The following is a 16,820-nucleotide window of genomic DNA, read 5'->3' on the forward strand; positions in this document are numbered from 1 at the left end:
TCCGGCGGCAGTCCCAGCAAACACAAGGAGTGCCGTTCCCACCGGAAGGCACTCCTTCATTATAGCATTTTTACCCGGAACGCATTGCCGCATCTAGGATTTTGCACCCAACCAGGTTGTGAGTCCGCTGGAACGCTCCAGGGATCAGTCTTTTCTCATGAGGGATTCATACACATCCTTGAGTTTTTGAGCTGTACGGTCCAGGCTGCGCTCGCGCACCTTCTCATAACCGCTGTCCGTCAGATCCGGCAGGGTCTGGTACAGCATGCGGTCCAGAGTCTTCAGAAATTCGGCATTGGTCCTGCCCTTGTAGACATCGACATTCTCCCTGAGCCATTTCGAGTAAATGGGGATGTCGCGCACCAGCACCGGCACATTCAGCGCCAGGGCTTCCAACAGTGTCAGGCCTTCCGTTTCTTCGTAGGTAGGCATGAAAAACACATCACTGCCCAGATATGCTCCTTTCAGGTCCTCGTGATCGATGTAACCCGGAAGTTTCATATTCGAAGGGATTTTTTTCAGTAGTGAGCGCATGGCCGGCGTCAGCAGGGAGGGATCGGTATGTCCCAGCCAGATGAACTGAAAGTCAGGACGCAGCCGGGCCAGCTCGATGAAATCCTGGATGCCTTTGCGTTCGATGTAATGGCCAATGCCCAGGATCACTTTGTCCTGCGGCCCGTAGCCGAAGCGTTCCCTGAATTTAGCCGCTGCCGCGGGATCCCTATGATACTGAGCCAGGTCGATTCCATTGGAGATCGGTACGATGGGCGCCTTAATGCCGTAAACCGACAGCAGGTCCGCGGAATAATCTGTGGGGGTGATCACAACATCGCCGGTGCTGTAGCACTGTGTAATCCACCATTGAAACACCGGTGCCAGAAGATTCGAACCCACAAAGGAATTCTCAAAGTCCTCCCGGGTGGAATGGGCATAATAGACCACTTTTTTCCCCATCCGACGGGCGCGTTTGGCCATAAAGTAAAAATTTGGCAGAAAGGTGTTGAGCTGAACAATATCCCAGTCCTCCGCCGGATTCGTTGTATAGGGGATTCCCAGCTGTTCCAGCACCGCGGTCTGATTCTGGAAGGCACGGTATATGCCCGATTTCTTCATGACCTGAAGATTCTGGTCATACATCAGTAATTTCATTCTTTCTCCTTTTCAGCATCCAGCGGGGCTGTTGCTTCTGTCAGCTGCCAGCGGTACTGATTTTCATAGTATTGGGGCATCTCGCTGCTGATGCGGAACGATTCCGGCAGCGCGACGGTTCGGAGGTACTGTGCGCCTAGCTTCTGACAGACCCGCATTGAGGCATGATTGCGCAGTTCATTGGAGATCGCCAGGGACTCCATGTCATGAGCTTTGGCCAACGGAATCAGAAGGCGGCAGGCCTCAGCCGCGTAGCCATGTCCGCGGTACGCGGGAAGAATGGAATAACCGATGTTGCCGCCATAAAACAGGTTCTCGTGGTACCCAATCCGCAGATCCATGCTGCCGATGACTTCATCGCCCAGACAAATATCAAAATAATAAGCTGGAACCCAGCCCTTATCCGGCATCGCCGGACTGACCCGTGTCAGGCGCAGGGAAAGCATGCCGGATTTCAGCTCTATCCGAATAAAATCATCGAACCGGACGGATTTGGCGCAGAATTCCGCCAGATCAGCCGCCACTTCTGGCTCCTCCGGGTACTTGATGTCAATGGATCGATCCTGAGTGGCCTGAAACAGGAAATGATTCGTGGCTGAAACCAGGGACGAGGACTCGCAATGCGTCAGGTGCCACTGCAGGTAATTCTCATAGGCTTCTGTCCCCATGGCATTGACCGAAGGGGCCAGCAGCTCGGAAAATCCGTCACTGGCAAGGATTCGACGGATGGACAGATCACAGCTTTCGATCAGATCCTTCCCTTCTTCCAGGGTATGAAAGACAAAGGGAAAATCCGCCACTCGCTGCCGGGCGGGATCATAGGTGGATTGAGCAAACCATTGTGGATTATGCACTGTTTCTGTCATGGGCACCATGTCATGGTTGATGAAGGCGCAGAAGATCGTTCCGTCCGGCTTAAGCACCCGTCGGGCTTCCATCACGGCGCGCAGCCGATCCCGGTGGTCAGACAGATGGTACAGCGGACCCAGCAGAAGAACTACGTCAAAGCTTTCAGCCGGAAGGCACGACAGATCCAGCGCATTGCCCTCCATCAGATGAATCGCCAGATTCGGATCGGTCAGTTCACGGAACTGTTGGATATTGCGCCGGGCAAGTTCAACCGCGGTGACTCGGATGCCCTGTCGGGCAAACTTCCGGGAATAGGCACCGGTTCCCGCTCCGATGTCCAGCAGCGCCATTCCTGGCTTCAGCACTGACTCAACTGCTCCGACCGTGGTCAGAAACTCGACCTGTCCTGCCTTGGACCGAAATCGCTCCTCTTCATGAAACAGGTCATAGATTCCGGATATCTGTTCTTTCAGATCCCCCGTCTCCTTGAGATCTTGGATATTGCCAGGCCACTTTGCCATGTTCTTCTCCTCTCGCAGGCTGATGCCGCATGTCTCAGCCTGTCTTGCACTCATCACTATTTTACCCTACCAATCATTAAGAAATCATAAAATAAATGGGATTAGAGTGATCCCAGGTCATTTTTACTGTTCAGTCACCTCCTCAGCCTCGCTGGCACTGACCAAATATCATAAAAGGACCTGCGGGCTTGAGCCGGAATGTCAACATGAACTGCCGCTTAAACATCAGTTTAAGCAACCTGCGGTAGTTTTATGAAAAAATGTCCCACATCTAAATTTCAGCTGGACACGAACCGACATCGAGAAATTCCATCCTATCCTCAGTCTTCAGAGTTGGCTGGATTGCCTGACTCCCCACGCTGGATTTATATCTTCCTCATTAGTTGATTCACATTCTGATACCAGAACCAACCCCCCAGAGGTGATTCAGGACAATAAGATACCTTTGCATAACATATGATCTGGGACAAAAAAACCTGAAGGAGTTATGCCGACCAGGCGATAACTCCTTCAGGGATCGTATGTTCAGGATCTTAGCGGACATTATATCTTAAAATAGGCTTCCTGCCGTTCCTCATCGAATGGCACCAGACTGTTATTCTGGATCATCAGGATGCGGTCACAAAACTGCTGTAAATACTGGTGTTGATGAGAAGTAAGAATGATCGTTCGCTTCTTATCCTTTTGTGATCGAATCAGCTTCGTTACAACAAGATTCGTTTCATAATCGAGGGCGTTGAAGGGTTCATCCAGGAGGATTATCTGCTGGTTCTCCATCACTGCCTGGACGATCCCAAGTTTTTGCTTCATTCCGGAAGAATAGTTCTTGACCATAGTTTTATCATCCGGATCGAGCCCGATCGCCTGCATTGCTTCTCGGATCTGCACATCTGATATTTTGCTCTGGATCTGAGCCAGCATTTTCAAGTTGGTGAAGCCGTTATAGTATTCGATATAGGCTGGTTCATTCACAAACAAGCCGATATTCTAAATGTAATTATGATAATAGATACTTTATTTTGCAAACACATTCTTTTGTGAAATTCTATTTTTTTTTGAAAACTATGTTATTCATCCGCTAATAACCGCAATAGATGACGTAAAAATTCCGCCGTGCAATCTATCCATTATCACCTTTGCAATCTATTCCCGTTTATCATTTCCATTCATCATTCCAAGTCAAAGATCCACTCATTCTGATCAGTTCTCTATTTATTAACTGTCAGTTTACTTTTCACTCTTAAAATTTCCTTCATATAATATCGCTATTTTTTCCATATCATATTTCTAAATCGCCATTTTATCATTTTTTGTTAATTGTGTTGTTTTGTTAACAAAATATGACTATACTATTTATAGTTTGATTTATCAGACAATTGATCAACTGATGCATGAGGAGTACGACTATGATCTACTTGGATAATGCCGCTACCACCCGGGTTAAGCCGCAGGCGGTTGTTGATGCTGTCTGCCAGGCATTATGTGCCATGGGCAATGCCGGACGTGGTCAGCATGAAGACTCACTGTCGGCCGATCGAGTGATTTATGAAGCACGCTGTGAAATCGCCGATTTATTTAGGGCGGCCAATCCCCGCCAGGTGGTTTTCACAAAAAACTCCACCGAAGCTTTGAATATCGCGATTCGAGGCCTGGTTAATCCGGGGGATCACATCATCACCACCTGCATGGAACACAATTCCGTGCTTCGACCTCTCTATGCTCTGGAAGATGAAGGTCTCATCACCCTCGACTTCATTGGACTCGACGAGCACGGTCGGCTGAAGATGGAACAGTTCGAATCCCTGATTCAGGATAATACCGCTTTCGTGGTGGTAAATCACGGATCAAATGTTACCGGCAACCTGGCGGATCTTGCCGCCATCGGAAAGCTGTGCAAAGAACACAGCTTAAAGCTGGTTGTTGACGCTTCTCAGACCGCCGGAGTATTCCCCATTGATATGGGCACACTGGGCATCAGCGTGCTCTGCTTTACCGGGCACAAGTCATTGCTGGGTCCGCAGGGGACCGGCGGGCTGTGCGCATCTGCGGATACGATGATCCGCCCGCTGCTGACCGGAGGCAGTGGAATCCGAAGCTTTGACCGGCATCACCCGCCGGAAATGCCGACCCGTCTGGAGGCTGGCACACTGAACGGACATGGCCTGAGCGGCCTTTTGGCTGCTCTGCGATATATTAAACAACGCGGCATGGAACACCTGCGTGCCGAGGAGCAATCCCTGGCCCGAAAATTCTACGAGGGCATCCGAGCCATCGAAGGAATTCAGACTTATGGAGATTTTTCAACGACAGACCGCTGCCCCATCGTCTCGCTGAACGTCAGAGATCTGGACGCCGCTCTGGTCAGCTTCCGACTGCAGGAAGACTATGGCATAGCCACCCGGCCAGGAGCGCATTGTGCGCCCTTGGTCCATGCTCATTTCGGAACCGAGGATCAGGGGATGGTTCGGTTCAGTTTTTCCAGCTTCAATACCGAAGCGGAAGTCCAAACAGCCATTGACGCCGTTCGGCAGATCGCCCGCGATTCTGCCGGATGCGTTAAGGATAAATAGTAAGAGGGGGAATTTTTATGGACTTTTTCAAATCAAAAAAGGGGCTGCTGGCACTGGGTGTGCTGGCAGGGCTTGGAGCAGTGCTTCTGGCCATTTATGGCAACCCGAAGAACATGGCCTTCTGTATTGCCTGCTTTATCCGTGACTCCGCGGGAGCGATGAAATTTCACAACGCCTCCATCGTTCAGTACTTCCGTCCCGAAATCGTCGGTCTGGTACTTGGAGCGTTCCTGGTATCTCTGCTGACAAAGGAATACCGTTCTACCGGCGGATCCTCACCGATGATCCGATTCCTGCTGGGCGGCATTATGATGACCGGTGCCCTGGTCTTTCTGGGTTGCCCGCTTCGCATGATTTTGCGCATGGCAGCCGGTGACATCAGTTCCTACATTGGTCTGATCGGCTTTGTGCTGGGTGTTGGCACCGGATCCCTGATGCTGAAGAAAGGGTTCAGCCTGGGTCGTTCCTACACCGTGAAAAAGGAGAACGGCTATATGCTGCCGGCTCTTCTGGTTTTCCTGTTCATTCTCAGCCTGACCACCACGCTGTTTGTTACCAGCCAGACCGGTCCTGGCAGCATGCATGCCCCGGCTCTGCTCGCTTTAGCCGTTGGCATCGCCTTTGGCGTCATCGCTCATCGTACCCGGATGTGCTTTGCCGGAAGCATCCGCGACATCATTCTGCTTCGTGACTTCGGACTGTTCTCGGTTGTCGGCGGAGTATTCCTTACCATGCTGATCTACAACATCGCAACCAGCCAGTTCAAGTTCGTGGCTTACGGACCAATCGCTCATGCTCAGACCCTTTGGAATATCCTGGGCATGTACGTTGTCGGCTTTGCCGCAGTGCTGTTGGGCGGATGCCCCCTGCGTCAGCTGATTCTGGCCGGATCCGGATCATCGGATTCTGCCGTGACGGTTCTTGGTATGTTCCTTGGAGCGGCTATGGCCCACAACTTTGGCCTGGCTGCCAGCGCTGCCGCAGCCGCAACCGCTGAAAAAGCCGCCTCCGTCGGAGGCCCCGGCCCCAATGGCCAGGCCGCCATCCTGATCTGCATTGCCGCCTTGTTTGTGATTTCGTTCATTGGTCTGCGTAAAAAGGAAACAGCTTAACAAGCAATAGCATCCTGAAGGAGGATAAAACCATGAAAACCATCGATGTCAGAGGACTCTCCTGCCCGGAACCTGTCCTGCAGGTGAAGCAGGCCCTGACCAGCAACTCAGAGCTCACCGTTCTGGCCAATGAGGCCCACACCGTGACAAATATCACCCGTTTTGCCCAGAGCCAGGGAAAGACGGTCAGCGTGAAAGAAGTAGGCGCTGAGTTTGAGCTCATGATCAAGTAAGATGGCTCAGCGACTCATCGTCACATTCCATACAACCAGCGAGGCGATGGCTGCCGAGTCCGCCTGCAAACGGGAGCAGATTCCCGGCAAGCTGATTCCGGTTCCCAGAACCCTGTCAGCCGGCTGCGGCATTGCCTGGATGAGCGAACCCCACGAGCAGTCCCGTATGGAACAGCTCTTGGAATGCCGCCAAATTGAATGGGATCAGATTACCGTGATCGACTTTTAACCTAGCGCTGCGCCACCCTTTTGGAATGGCGCAGCGCTTTCCACATGCAATACAGCATATTTATTTAACTGGGTTGTCCTGCTCTCGGTCCCCTGCCCTTTCAGCGCAGCTCAAGTCAATATCAATCCTCATCACAAGCGCCGATATATTCTTCGGGTTCATAATATGACTACAGATAACGCTTGCGGGTCAGGCTGCTATATCCGCTTGAGATTCCCAATAACTCTCTATTCATTACCAATTTAAATTATGCGATACTTTCAAGTTCATCAATCCTCTGAAACACGATGATAAAACTGATATAATAATGAGAGCAACCAAAATAATACAAACAGAAATCGAGGAAAGAAAATGGAAGAACTTAAGCAAACCAAATTATATATCCTGACCGGCTTTTTAGGTGCCGGCAAAACGACGCTGCTGCGGAACCTGCTGATGAATGACCAGGGCAAAAAAATCGGCGTCATTATGAATGAATTCGGCAAGGTCGGCATTGACGGCAATCTGATCAACAAGAACGGAATCATGCTCCAGGAGATCAATCGGGGGTCCATCTTCTGCTCTTGTCTGAAGATCAATTTTGCCAAGACCATGGCCGAAATGCTGGATGAAGATCTGGATATTGTCATTGTCGAAAGTTCCGGACTGGCTGACCCTTCCAACATTGGTGAAATACTGGACACCGTGGAACAGCTCAAAGGTCGCGGCTATGACTATCAGGGGTCGATTTGCGTCATCGATGCCGTGGACTTCCTCAATCAGGTCGATGAGATTGACACCGTCTATCGTCAGACGAAACACGCCCAGCTGGCAGCAATCAGCAAGAAAGACCTGGTCGAAGGCTCCGTCATTGACCAGATCAAGGACAAAGTCCGTGAAATCAATCCCCACACGGAAATCACCCTGGTGAAGCACGGCGAGCTCGACCTGAACCTGTTCGAACAGGATCTGCGCAAGGGGCGGGACCTCCTGGTGGAAGACACGACCAACACCAAGGAAAACAAACCAAAAACCATTTCTATGATCATTAATGAACCGGTGACCCGGGAAGAGCTGATGAGCTTCCTGCGCCGAGTCAGTTACAACTGCTACCGGATCAAAGGCCCCGTCACCCTGGAGGACGGTCTGGTCGAAGTGGATGTGGTCAATGATCGTATCGATCTGAGAGAACCGACAGCCACCCACGAAGAAAATCGTCTTGTTTTTATTTCGAAAGTCGGCCCGGCCATCATTCGTACGGTCAATGATGCCTGGCAGGAACTTGTCGGAAAATCCATGAAACTGCAAAATTAGGAGAAAACGATGAAAATACAGATATTGGGCACCGGCTGCGACAAGTGCGATAAAATGATGGATCGCCTGACCCAGCTGAAGAAAAGCGGAACCTGTGACTTTGAACTGGAGAAAGTGGAAAGTCTCATCGACATCATGAAATTCGGCGTCATGACAACCCCCGGGTTGGTGATTGACGGCAAGCTGATCAGCCAAGGGAAAGTCTACACGGTCGAACAGCTGGAGGAACTCCTGAAAAAACATTCGTAATTCCCGTTCCCTGCCAAGACAGAAATTCACTTTGAAATTCCTCGGAATGAGCTTGTGAAATCCATAGGCAGTGCCTTAGAAATATTCGGAGGATGATCCCAAGGATTGTCCGTCACTTCCATCCAGCCATTGTCGGTCAGGAATCCATAACAGTTTCTGGATAGCGAATCTGGAACACCGATTTGGATCAAAGATCCGGCTCAGAATTCGGGATCAAGATTCAGAATTAAGGCTCAGGATCACTCAACCGGCTCAGGGATCCGGTTGAGTGATCGGCTTCGATTTCAAACGGATTATATCCTGAAATATGCAACCAAAAGCGGCCATCGGCCGCTTCTTTTTTTCGGGCCGAATGAAAAGGATTTTGGTTTCCCGGCAAAATCTGCTGTCCTCTCCGTTTTTGATTGTATGCAATATAAGCTGGGAAGCACTTTTGCCAGGCGTATAATAAAATTAAGAACTAGCCTGATGATCCGAATGGAAAACCTGCCAGGTTCCTTATTTTGTCTCCGGTTGATTCCCAGACTGTCAAATTTCTAGCCAGTAGATTCTTCATTCCACCAGAAGTGACTTTGACTGGCAATCCACCCCACCAGTTTCATATCGTGCCGCCAGCACTTTCGCCTGAGACAAGCCGCCCCATCCCCTGCATCATCTGGCAACCCTGCATGGAAAGAATAATAAACTGCATTGCCTATGTCTTTCAGTTCACCTGTCTGTCCTTGAGGAATGAGGTGTCATTATGAAGAAACGATGGATTGCCGGACTAATCCTGCTTGGATTTGGCTTGCACAGCGTGCCGGTTCTCGCTGCCGGCGATCAGGTTCAAAAAGTTGAGATGGACATGAGCGGCTTGGATATGAGCTGGATGGGCGGAGGCAACGATGCCTTCGGTACTCCAGAGGCCAGTTCACTGTATATCCGAAAAGCCGCAGACGGAACCTGGCAGCTGATTCTGAACCGGGAGTACGGTTCGGATGATCGTCAGCCGGGGCAGTATCAGTTCATGGCGACTCTGCCCAAAAACACCCTGAATATACGAAAAGATTACGGGAAGACCCTGGAGTTGAACATCAACCTGACCGGATATGCGATTTTCTACCCCAATGAGGAACCATGGCCGGATGATCCGAAAGAAGAAGATTCCAAATCAAAAGAACTCAATGAAAATGCAGAGTCGGATGAAAAACCGCCGCAAGAGCCTTTCGAACCCGATCCTTTCCCGACCAGTCACCGGTTTCGGATCCATGCTGAACCCTTTGATGCCATTCGGGCAATGATCTCCATGAAAGCCAGCTCCGGCGAACTCAAGTCCAGAGATAAAATCAGAGGAAAAATCAGCAGTCTCCAGATCCAGGGAGCGATTGACGGAGATCCGTTCGAGGCCGAGGGGTCCCTGTCCCTGCTGCTTTGGCGGACCATGACGATTGGATCGGCGGAAATTCTGCCGGAAGACGGCAATATCAAAGACATGCCCGACCCGAGCGATCCGTCCAAATCCGGGATAAAGTCACAATCCGAGGAACAAGCCCTCCCATCTTCAAAGCAAGTTCCGATCAGCAGCAGCCATCCAGCGTCTTCGGCCGCTGATTCAGCATCATCCAAAGAACTTGCGGGAGCGTCCGGCCAGAAGACCCCTTCGACTGACAGCCGCACGGGCAACGCCACTCCCGACCAGTCGGGCATCGACTCCGACGAAACCAGGAAAGGCAAGCCGGAGACCCTCCCGATGACGATCATCCAACTCAATGCCAGCGGTGAGGAGCAGCTTCAGGGAGACGGTTATGATGTCAATCGCTGGACCTCCGTGTCCTTCACGCTTGAAAATCAACTACTGGAAGTTCAGTCGGATGTGAAAGGCACCGACCCCGTGACTGGCTGGGATGCAGCGGAAATGTTCCATGGTTTCGTCAGTGACTGCTGGTGGACTCCGGACGAATTCTCCGATGGCGCTTTCACGATTGATGTGACAGTGAGCGGCCTGTTGGAGAAATGGTCCTTCGATGGAAAAACCGGGGAGGAAATCGTGGAAGTCAGCGAAACCACCAGGCATTACCAGATTGACTGTAACCTCTCTGAAACAGGAACCTCGCAGACGATCAGCAAAGTAGCAAGCAAAACCTACGCCATGATGGCCAAGGAAACTGCGCAGATCCTTCAGGGCGATGCCGTCCTGAGGATCAACGGAAATGCTCCCATTGCCGGCACCGGCTCTGCCCGAATTTCCGCCGGAGTCCTGCGTCATTTTGGTAATGTTCCATAGATATTCCGCTCCATCCAGTCATTGCTTGCCCCTTAAGCTGAGTCTCAACCTCAGCCTGGCTGCCAGTATCACCCACACTCCTCTGATCGGGCTTACTGAACATACGACAACAAAGCGTCTCACCCCAATCAGTTATGGGTGAGACGCTTTGCGCCATCAATGGTGAATGTTGTCTGGTGAATGTGATCCAAGACAGGATGACTGCCAATAACTCCTGAAGAATACCTGACGATTTGTGAATGCAAAAGCTTATAGCCGAACGACCTGTTCTTCCGGAAGAGACCGAATTTCCGAGTAGAGAATATCCCGAAAATCATATTGCTCAAATCTGGAGAACATGGCCCAGGGCGGTTCTTCTTCAGTTGGGGGGGAAGCGAGGAACCTTTGGAAGTCCGATCCGTCGCTGGTTTCGCCCTGGCCAAAGGCATCGATCAGTCCATTCTGAATCCTGAAATACTTATAGCCCTGGGGTATGGGGATTCGCAGGAACAGAAGTTCTTCAAACAGCTTGTGATCTTCAAACCACATCCGGCGGAGCAGGCTGAGAGACTCCTTGAAATCCCGAAAGAAAATTGCGGCCTGAAACTTTTCCCGGTCCGCTTCCTCGAGCATGGTCTGCTCGAGATCCTGCAAAAAGTCCCGCCATAAAGACTCCTCCTGAAACAGCCGGCCGATCACCGCCCGATGCTGCAGATAGGTTTCCGTGGCAATGCGCTGTGGCAGGATAAAATAGGTGAAATCAATGCCGCTTCGGTTCGCATCTGATGGGCGGGCGGCTGGAGTCTCCCGAAATCGCATGGGATAGAGCTTCTCAAAGCTTTCAATCACGCTTTCGAGCAGCCGGCGATTGCGGAAGGGACCGACTCCCTGATCCGGGCGATGGACCACGGAAAGAGGGGCTTCTTTTACTGTTTCGCCGATTTTTAAATAAACAAATCCCCGCTCGCGCTTGAACTGCGAATTGTAAAGCGGCCGAAGCTCCTTGATCCGCTGACATTCCAGAAGACGGGCTTCCAGATGGGTGTCGCAGACTTCATATTCCAGATCGGATATCTGACGTACCAGTCGGGCGACCTTTCCCTCCTTCGTTCCGGTAAAGTACGATCGAACTCTTTGCCGCAAACATTTGCTCTTGCCTACATATATAATTCTGCCGTCACTGCTGAGAAAACGGTAGACTCCCGGGAGTTCCGGAAGATTCTTTAGTTTTTGCTGAATGTCCATGACTCCATTATACCTTGTTATACCTCCAAAATTGAGCAACATGAAAAACTGCTCCGGATGGGATCATACGAAGATCCACCGAAGCAGTTTTTTGTCTATCCTTCCCGAACGATTCTGGCACCAAAGGGTGCCAGTGCCAGGCGAGCCAGCTTGAACGACTGAGCCGCGAACGGTATGCCGATAATCGTCAAAAGGAGCAGCACGCCATTGAAGAAGTGGCCCAAAGCCAGCGGAAGTCCGCTGAAAACGAGCCAGATCAGATTGACAACCAGTGATCCGGTTCCGCCGGTGTATTCCAGTTCATAGCCAAAGGGCCAGAAGCTTAATCGAGCGAACTTAAAGCACTGGACACCAATCGGGATGCCAATAATGGTGATGCACCAAAGGATTCCAGCTCCGATCCAACCAAGGCCGCCCCAGAAGCCGCCCAACAGGAACCATATGATATTGCCGAGCAGTTTCATTGTAGTCTCCCCCATGAATTATTTTTTCCCTGAGGCAAAATGGATGCCACATAGGAGCTGGCTTCATTATGGAAGAGAAAAATTAAAACAAACTAAATTTTTTTAAAACAGCTCCGGAAACCTCATCCCTCGGGTTTTGATTGATCCTGACAGACATTTCTTGTCTCAGCCTCGGTCATGCGGAATGCATACATACCAGGCAGCGCGACCTCCGATTTGAACCACGTCGACTTTGCTAAAGCATCGCTTGCCCTGATGGGTGCATACCTCCATCTCTTGCGGAACCTGCCGGATGAAGCCAAAATAGTCGCCGCCCTCCAGCCATTCCACGAATGAAGTTAATAGAGACCGCTCCTGGTTATAGTCCATAATGACCACAACCCGCCGAGCCACCCGACTCATCTCCCGGTAGAGCTGCAAGCGCCGCTCTGCTTCCATGCCATGGGCTACATAAGAGGCAACCGCTGCATCGAAGGATCGGTCCGGGAACGGCAGTCCGTTCTGAACATCACCCCGGATGAAATGCACATTCCGGTTTTCCGGTCGTGAGCTGGCAAATTTCAGCATCTTCTCCGCCGAATCCAGCCCAGTAACGCTCAAACCTCGCTCTGCCAGAACCGAACAGAGAGCACCGGTTCCGCACCCCACATCGAGTACCGAAGTAAGTGAAGAAAAGTCGAGGTGGTCTTCCTGTTTTTCCATTGCCTGGCGAAACCATTTCCTCTGGATCGTAAAAAAACGGCTGTAAACCGGGGCAATCGAATTGAACAGAACTCTGCTGTTCTTATCGCTCATTGTGTCCCCTCCAAAATCTTTTTTTTCATGAGCAACTCCCCCGCACAGAAGGCGATTCAGAAGTCACCTCAGAAGTTGCCTCAAAAGTCGCCCCAGAAGTCGCCTCAGAAGTCGGCTCAGAAGTCGGCTCAGAAGTCGCCTCAGAAACCTTCCCGAAAACCTCCTTCACCAGACGGCAGTATTCCGCATATGCCTCCAGACCGCTGAGTTCTTTCAGGCAATCAGCCAGTGAAGCATAATACCAGTGATGTTCGCTCTTGCGTTTTTCGTGAAAGCTTTCCCATAACCGGTCCCCGAGAATTGACTGATCCCGCCGGATCGCCCGGATATTTGCCAGCTTGTCAGCCAGGGCAATAATTTTAACATCAAGGTCTTTTTCTTCCCTGAGAAAGTCAATCGTGTGCTGTTTCCGGGTTTTCCAATCCTTGACTGTTTTATCTTCGCTTTGAGCCGCCACCAAGTCAGCGACCCGAGGGTTGAACAAGGCCTGCAAGGTTTCCTGCCTGACCTTGGCATCCTCACAGGTATCATGCAGGATAGCGGCACAGACAATATCCTCATCGTGACGACCGAGTTCTCCCAGGATGGAGGCTACGATCACAGCCACTTCCATCGGATGAATGATGTAGGGGAGGTCTGATCCCTTTCTGGTTTGCCCAGTATGAGCCAGGGTTGCAAACATCATTGCTTTTTCGATCATGACAATCTCCTTCTCTGAACTGTAATGAGAACAGGTTGTTACTGCTATTGTTCCTTGTCCAGAAGTTGATGGTATTTCTTGTCCGGGAATTGCTGGAAAGAATGGCAAGTTGAGAGAAATTTCAACTTGCCATTTTGTTTAGCTCAGTTCCCCATTGATGACCAGTTTGACCATGTGGTCGTCAATGATTCGCTTTCCACTTTGGTAACCAAAAATCAGGGTGCTAGTACACACTTGGTTGACTAGCCTGGCGGATCCACCGGAATATCGATAGATTGCCTCAGTAGCCTCATCTGAGAAGAGCTCATGGTCGATCCCGGCATATTCCAGGTGGCGTTTCATGTATCCCTTCACCTGTGAGTGGTCCATCAATTGCATTTTGCACTGGATGTCGATCCGTTGCCGGATCGCCGTATAGGACTGCATCTGGAGTTTCTCCCATAGCTCGACCTGGCCCACCAGAACCAGTGCCATGGGACTGACGGCATCCATCCGGAAGTTGAGGAGAAAACGTACCTCTTCAAGCATTTCTCGATCCAGCAGATGCGCCTCATCGACAACGACCACCGGACGCTTATTGTGGAGTCCTTTCATCAACTCGATCTCTTTATGCAGCTGGCGTTTGGCATCCCCTCGATAGAATCTTGATTCGGCCCCTAACTGATCCAGCATCCCTTTGTAGAAATTTCTCGGCGTCATTTTCGAGTCTGCCAGATAGATCAGGGTGTATCTGGTGTCATCCAGTTGATCGCGGAATCGGCGAATGGTGGTCGTCTTACCAGTGCCGCACTCTCCGGTGAGTACACAGAAGAGTTGCCGTTCGGCGACATAGGATAATCTGCTTAGGGACTCCTCCAGCGTATTGGAAGGGAATAGTTCCGTAGTCGGCAGATCCCGACAGAATGGAGTTTTCTTGAAGCCATAAAACGCTTCAAACATCACTGCCACCCCCTTTTCTTATGTCTTTGAAAGAGATGGCCGTAGACTGCTGTTTGTCTTTTCGCTTCTGATTCTGCTTTTGGGCACCATCGAGTAACCGGGAAGAGGTTGGCTTGACTGGAGTCAGGAACTCCGGCAGCTGAGGCTTGGGCGTCACACGCTCCCCAATGACCAGCTTTCTCACCACAAAGGGTTTGTCATCCTGATACTCAATGCTCAGTTCCTCGGTGTTACTGGGGTCATAGACCACTTCCACGCTGCGAGCCACATAGGGTAGCCCAACTTCATACTTCGCGCCGCCAAAGCTGATGCAGCCACTCTTATCGACTTTTCTGGTCTCAGCGTGCAAAAAGGCGTTGGCGACCTTCTCCGCTGGCAGATATTTCAAGGGCCTGGGATCCAGATTATACGCCTGATGCGGGGTCGTTCCATTGAGTGCGGTATGCGGTTTGTTCTGGTAGCATTCTTCCAACCAGATCCAGAACCGCTCATTCATAACCTCGAGGGATCGTTCCGAGTTATCGAATTTATACTCATCGAGAAACCGATCGATATTCTGATTGAATTTTTCTATTTTTCCGGTGCCTTCCGGAGAGTAGGGCTTTGCGAAGATCAGCCGGATGCCAAGCTTTGCGCAGGCTCTGGACATCCACTTATTTTTAAACTGGCGGCCGTTATCGAAGTATGCCTGCTCTGGAATTCCCCACTTGAGGATGGCTTTGCGGAAGCAATCCTCAACGATGCTCTGCTCCAGGTTCGAGTAGAACTGGGCATGGAGGATCATCCGGGTAGCGTCGTCCAAAAACGCCACCAGATAGACCTGCTGCGGCTTGTTTCCAGGACCGATCGGCAGGTAACAGCCATACTTGATATCCGAATGCCACAGTTTGTTGCGGGTGCGTTTTTGAAATCGGCGGGTAGCTACCCCGCCAGCGGCATAGATGGCCATATGCTTCCCGCTGTAGCCCTTCTCCTGCAATTTCTCCTGCAGGCTGCTTCGCTTGATCGAGCCAGCTTCGGTGAGGCCTTCCCATTCCATGATTCGAATGATCTCAGCCACACTTCTGGACGGGATCTCTTTGCGCAGCCGCACGGCTTCGTCCAACACCAGCGCCGGGATGGCTCTTGAATCCTGCGATACCCTCGCCTGCGGTATCAGTCCGGAAAATCCCTTCTGCTGATAACTATTCAGATATCGCCGTAAGGTCCGCTCGGAAATCCCAGCCTCGCGGCAGATCTGCTCCTTAAGCACCCGGATCTGCCCCTTGTCCAAGTCATGGGAAAGAAGGGGCGCCAGTAGAATCGCCCGTTGCGTCGCTATTTCCTGTGCTTTTTCCTTGTCCTTCATGTCATGCCTCCATTCAATTTCGAGTGATGACATGATTTTAGAGGACTCCTCGGTGGACACCTATGCCAACTGGGTATGTGGCCATCGGTGATTGTTGACTAAAATCCGGACAACCTTTTTCAGCCAGCCCGCAGGCTCGCCTACAAAGAAGAAAATCCTCTCGAGTATGGACTGAGGCAGATCGGAAAAGTCGACCCCATAGTCCTGAGTGACTGTAGCATATGTACTGAGCAGAGCACCGACTAAAGCGTGGGCTCTGGAGTTGAACCAGGCTCGGACCCGCCGAATGGTCGAATTCTCAACGGGCACCGCTTCATGTTGACCGGTGATGATCTGCTCCAGGATCGTTGTGGTCTGCCGCTTATAGGGAGTTAAGAGATCCGGAAGTTCGTGATGGATCTTCCCGCAACCGGGGTTGGTACAGCGCAGGCGACGAAGCACCAGGATCATGACATCCCCATTCTCGTCGATCACTGATCTCCTGCGGGAGCCAATGACCTTAAGCGACTGATGACAGATGGGACATATGCTTTTCTCCATACTCCGAACAAAAAACACCCAGATCGGGATTCCATTCTAAAACGTATTTTGATATACTGATCATGCTAATAACTTAGTAAGGATCCTCCCTGATGACTCGGCGCTAACCATAGAGTCAGGGAGGATCTCTTTTTGTCCTCCACAATATTATTAGGGACATTATATCCGTCTATTTACGGACAGACAAGGCTGGCTACTATAGGACGATTGGATCCGGCATAAACAACAGGTCAATCCGTTCTGACGGATTCTCCCATTCCGAAGATTATGAATCAATTTTCTGAACGGATAAACCCCCAAAAGAAAAGATAGGGTATACTCAAATTATAACCGATTGATATA

17 protein-coding genes are annotated in these 16,820 nt (G+C 50.9%); 7 read left to right on the forward strand and 10 right to left on the reverse strand.

Going from position 1 to position 16,820, the window contains the following annotated elements; translation table 11 throughout:
• Positions 1–144 precede the first annotated feature (144 nt).
• The 3 genes from NQU17_09185 to NQU17_09195 all read right to left on the reverse strand — a co-directional run bounded on the left by NQU17_09185 (position 145) and on the right by NQU17_09195 (position 3,491).
• On the reverse strand, positions 145–1,149 hold the full coding sequence (locus NQU17_09185) for a glycosyltransferase family 4 protein (GenBank protein ID UUM10838.1): 1,005 nt from the start codon (positions 1,147–1,149) through the stop codon (positions 145–147).
• Positions 1,146–2,573, reverse strand: coding sequence for a bifunctional class I SAM-dependent methyltransferase/GNAT family N-acetyltransferase (locus NQU17_09190; protein UUM10839.1), 1,428 nt, complete (start codon positions 2,571–2,573; stop codon positions 1,146–1,148). The genes NQU17_09185 and NQU17_09190 overlap by 4 nt, the downstream gene beginning before the upstream one ends.
• A gap of 489 nt (positions 2,574–3,062) precedes the next feature.
• Entirely contained in the window at positions 3,063–3,491 is a 429-nt protein-coding gene (locus NQU17_09195; GenBank protein UUM13495.1) for an ATP-binding cassette domain-containing protein, read from the reverse strand.
• Positions 3,492–3,925: 434 nt separating this feature from the next.
• Between NQU17_09195 and NQU17_09200 the strand changes: the two genes are divergently transcribed.
• The 7 genes from NQU17_09200 to NQU17_09230 all read left to right on the forward strand — a co-directional run bounded on the left by NQU17_09200 (position 3,926) and on the right by NQU17_09230 (position 10,468).
• Complete coding sequence (locus NQU17_09200) at positions 3,926–5,089, forward strand: aminotransferase class V-fold PLP-dependent enzyme (protein ID UUM10840.1); 1,164 nt, start codon at positions 3,926–3,928, stop codon at positions 5,087–5,089.
• Positions 5,090–5,106: 17 nt separating this feature from the next.
• Positions 5,107–6,201: a YedE family putative selenium transporter gene (gene yedE, locus NQU17_09205; protein ID UUM10841.1), complete on the forward strand. Its 1,095-nt coding sequence runs from the start codon at positions 5,107–5,109 to the stop codon at positions 6,199–6,201.
• A 32-nt stretch (positions 6,202–6,233) separates the two neighbouring features.
• Entirely contained in the window at positions 6,234–6,434 is a 201-nt protein-coding gene (locus NQU17_09210) for a sulfurtransferase TusA family protein (GenBank protein ID UUM10842.1), read from the forward strand.
• A 1-nt stretch (position 6,435) separates the two neighbouring features.
• Positions 6,436–6,663 carry a DUF3343 domain-containing protein gene (locus tag NQU17_09215; GenBank protein ID UUM10843.1) on the forward strand — a complete coding sequence of 76 codons (228 nt, stop codon included), beginning with the start codon at positions 6,436–6,438 and terminating at the stop codon, positions 6,661–6,663.
• A gap of 351 nt (positions 6,664–7,014) precedes the next feature.
• Entirely contained in the window at positions 7,015–7,956 is a 942-nt protein-coding gene (locus NQU17_09220; GenBank protein UUM10844.1) for a GTP-binding protein, read from the forward strand.
• A 9-nt stretch (positions 7,957–7,965) separates the two neighbouring features.
• Positions 7,966–8,205, forward strand: coding sequence for a thioredoxin family protein (locus NQU17_09225; GenBank protein UUM10845.1), 240 nt, complete (start codon positions 7,966–7,968; stop codon positions 8,203–8,205).
• A 742-nt stretch (positions 8,206–8,947) separates the two neighbouring features.
• Positions 8,948–10,468, forward strand: coding sequence for a hypothetical protein (locus NQU17_09230; protein ID UUM10846.1), 1,521 nt, complete (start codon positions 8,948–8,950; stop codon positions 10,466–10,468).
• Positions 10,469–10,717: 249 nt separating this feature from the next.
• Here NQU17_09230 and NQU17_09235 read toward each other — a convergent pair whose 3' ends face one another.
• The 7 genes from NQU17_09235 to NQU17_09265 all read right to left on the reverse strand — a co-directional run bounded on the left by NQU17_09235 (position 10,718) and on the right by NQU17_09265 (position 16,478).
• Positions 10,718–11,692: a GIY-YIG nuclease family protein gene (locus NQU17_09235; protein UUM10847.1), complete on the reverse strand. Its 975-nt coding sequence runs from the start codon at positions 11,690–11,692 to the stop codon at positions 10,718–10,720.
• A gap of 95 nt (positions 11,693–11,787) precedes the next feature.
• Positions 11,788–12,156 (reverse strand): YccF domain-containing protein, encoded by a 369-nt coding sequence (locus tag NQU17_09240; protein ID UUM10848.1) that lies wholly within the window; start codon positions 12,154–12,156, stop codon positions 11,788–11,790.
• A 165-nt stretch (positions 12,157–12,321) separates the two neighbouring features.
• Complete coding sequence (locus NQU17_09245) at positions 12,322–12,951, reverse strand: class I SAM-dependent methyltransferase (protein ID UUM10849.1); 630 nt, start codon at positions 12,949–12,951, stop codon at positions 12,322–12,324.
• A gap of 25 nt (positions 12,952–12,976) precedes the next feature.
• Entirely contained in the window at positions 12,977–13,651 is a 675-nt protein-coding gene (locus tag NQU17_09250) for an HD domain-containing protein (protein ID UUM10850.1), read from the reverse strand.
• Positions 13,652–13,789: 138 nt separating this feature from the next.
• Positions 13,790–14,590: an AAA family ATPase gene (locus NQU17_09255; GenBank protein ID UUM10851.1), complete on the reverse strand. Its 801-nt coding sequence runs from the start codon at positions 14,588–14,590 to the stop codon at positions 13,790–13,792.
• The gene (locus tag NQU17_09260) at positions 14,583–15,971 is read right to left on the reverse strand and encodes a DDE-type integrase/transposase/recombinase (protein UUM10852.1); all 1,389 of its coding nucleotides are present in this window, start codon (positions 15,969–15,971) and stop codon (positions 14,583–14,585) included. Before NQU17_09260 ends, NQU17_09255 begins: the two co-directional genes overlap by 8 nt.
• A 27-nt stretch (positions 15,972–15,998) precedes the next feature.
• Positions 15,999–16,478 carry a DUF6431 domain-containing protein gene (locus NQU17_09265; protein UUM10853.1) on the reverse strand — a complete coding sequence of 160 codons (480 nt, stop codon included), beginning with the start codon at positions 16,476–16,478 and terminating at the stop codon, positions 15,999–16,001.
• Positions 16,479–16,820: the final 342 nt, after the last annotated feature.

The organism is Clostridiaceae bacterium HFYG-1003, from assembly GCA_024579835.1.
Lineage (GTDB): Bacteria > Bacillota > Clostridia > Clostridiales > Clostridiaceae > JG1575.

Excerpts from the sequence above, each read along its gene's own strand:
- NQU17_09185 (UUM10838.1), bottom strand. The coding sequence starts at position 1,149 with ATGAAATTACTGATGTATGACCAGAATCTTCAGGTCATGAAGAAATCG.
- NQU17_09230 (UUM10846.1), top strand. The coding sequence starts at position 8,948 with ATGAAGAAACGATGGATTGCCGGACTAATCCTGCTTGGATTTGGCTTG.
- NQU17_09245 (UUM10849.1), bottom strand. The coding sequence starts at position 12,951 with ATGAGCGATAAGAACAGCAGAGTTCTGTTCAATTCGATTGCCCCGGTT.
- NQU17_09265 (UUM10853.1), bottom strand. The coding sequence starts at position 16,478 with ATGGAGAAAAGCATATGTCCCATCTGTCATCAGTCGCTTAAGGTCATT.
- NQU17_09255 (UUM10851.1), bottom strand. The coding sequence starts at position 14,590 with ATGTTTGAAGCGTTTTATGGCTTCAAGAAAACTCCATTCTGTCGGGAT.
- NQU17_09240 (UUM10848.1), bottom strand. The coding sequence starts at position 12,156 with ATGAAACTGCTCGGCAATATCATATGGTTCCTGTTGGGCGGCTTCTGG.
- NQU17_09235 (UUM10847.1), bottom strand. The coding sequence starts at position 11,692 with ATGGACATTCAGCAAAAACTAAAGAATCTTCCGGAACTCCCGGGAGTC.
- NQU17_09190 (UUM10839.1), bottom strand. The coding sequence starts at position 2,573 with ATGAGTGCAAGACAGGCTGAGACATGCGGCATCAGCCTGCGAGAGGAG.
- NQU17_09250 (UUM10850.1), bottom strand. The coding sequence starts at position 13,651 with ATGATCGAAAAAGCAATGATGTTTGCAACCCTGGCTCATACTGGGCAA.
- NQU17_09200 (UUM10840.1), top strand. The coding sequence starts at position 3,926 with ATGATCTACTTGGATAATGCCGCTACCACCCGGGTTAAGCCGCAGGCG.
- NQU17_09210 (UUM10842.1), top strand. The coding sequence starts at position 6,234 with ATGAAAACCATCGATGTCAGAGGACTCTCCTGCCCGGAACCTGTCCTG.
- NQU17_09215 (UUM10843.1), top strand. The coding sequence starts at position 6,436 with ATGGCTCAGCGACTCATCGTCACATTCCATACAACCAGCGAGGCGATG.
- yedE (UUM10841.1), top strand. The coding sequence starts at position 5,107 with ATGGACTTTTTCAAATCAAAAAAGGGGCTGCTGGCACTGGGTGTGCTG.
- NQU17_09220 (UUM10844.1), top strand. The coding sequence starts at position 7,015 with ATGGAAGAACTTAAGCAAACCAAATTATATATCCTGACCGGCTTTTTA.
- NQU17_09260 (UUM10852.1), bottom strand. The coding sequence starts at position 15,971 with ATGTCATCACTCGAAATTGAATGGAGGCATGACATGAAGGACAAGGAA.
- NQU17_09225 (UUM10845.1), top strand. The coding sequence starts at position 7,966 with ATGAAAATACAGATATTGGGCACCGGCTGCGACAAGTGCGATAAAATG.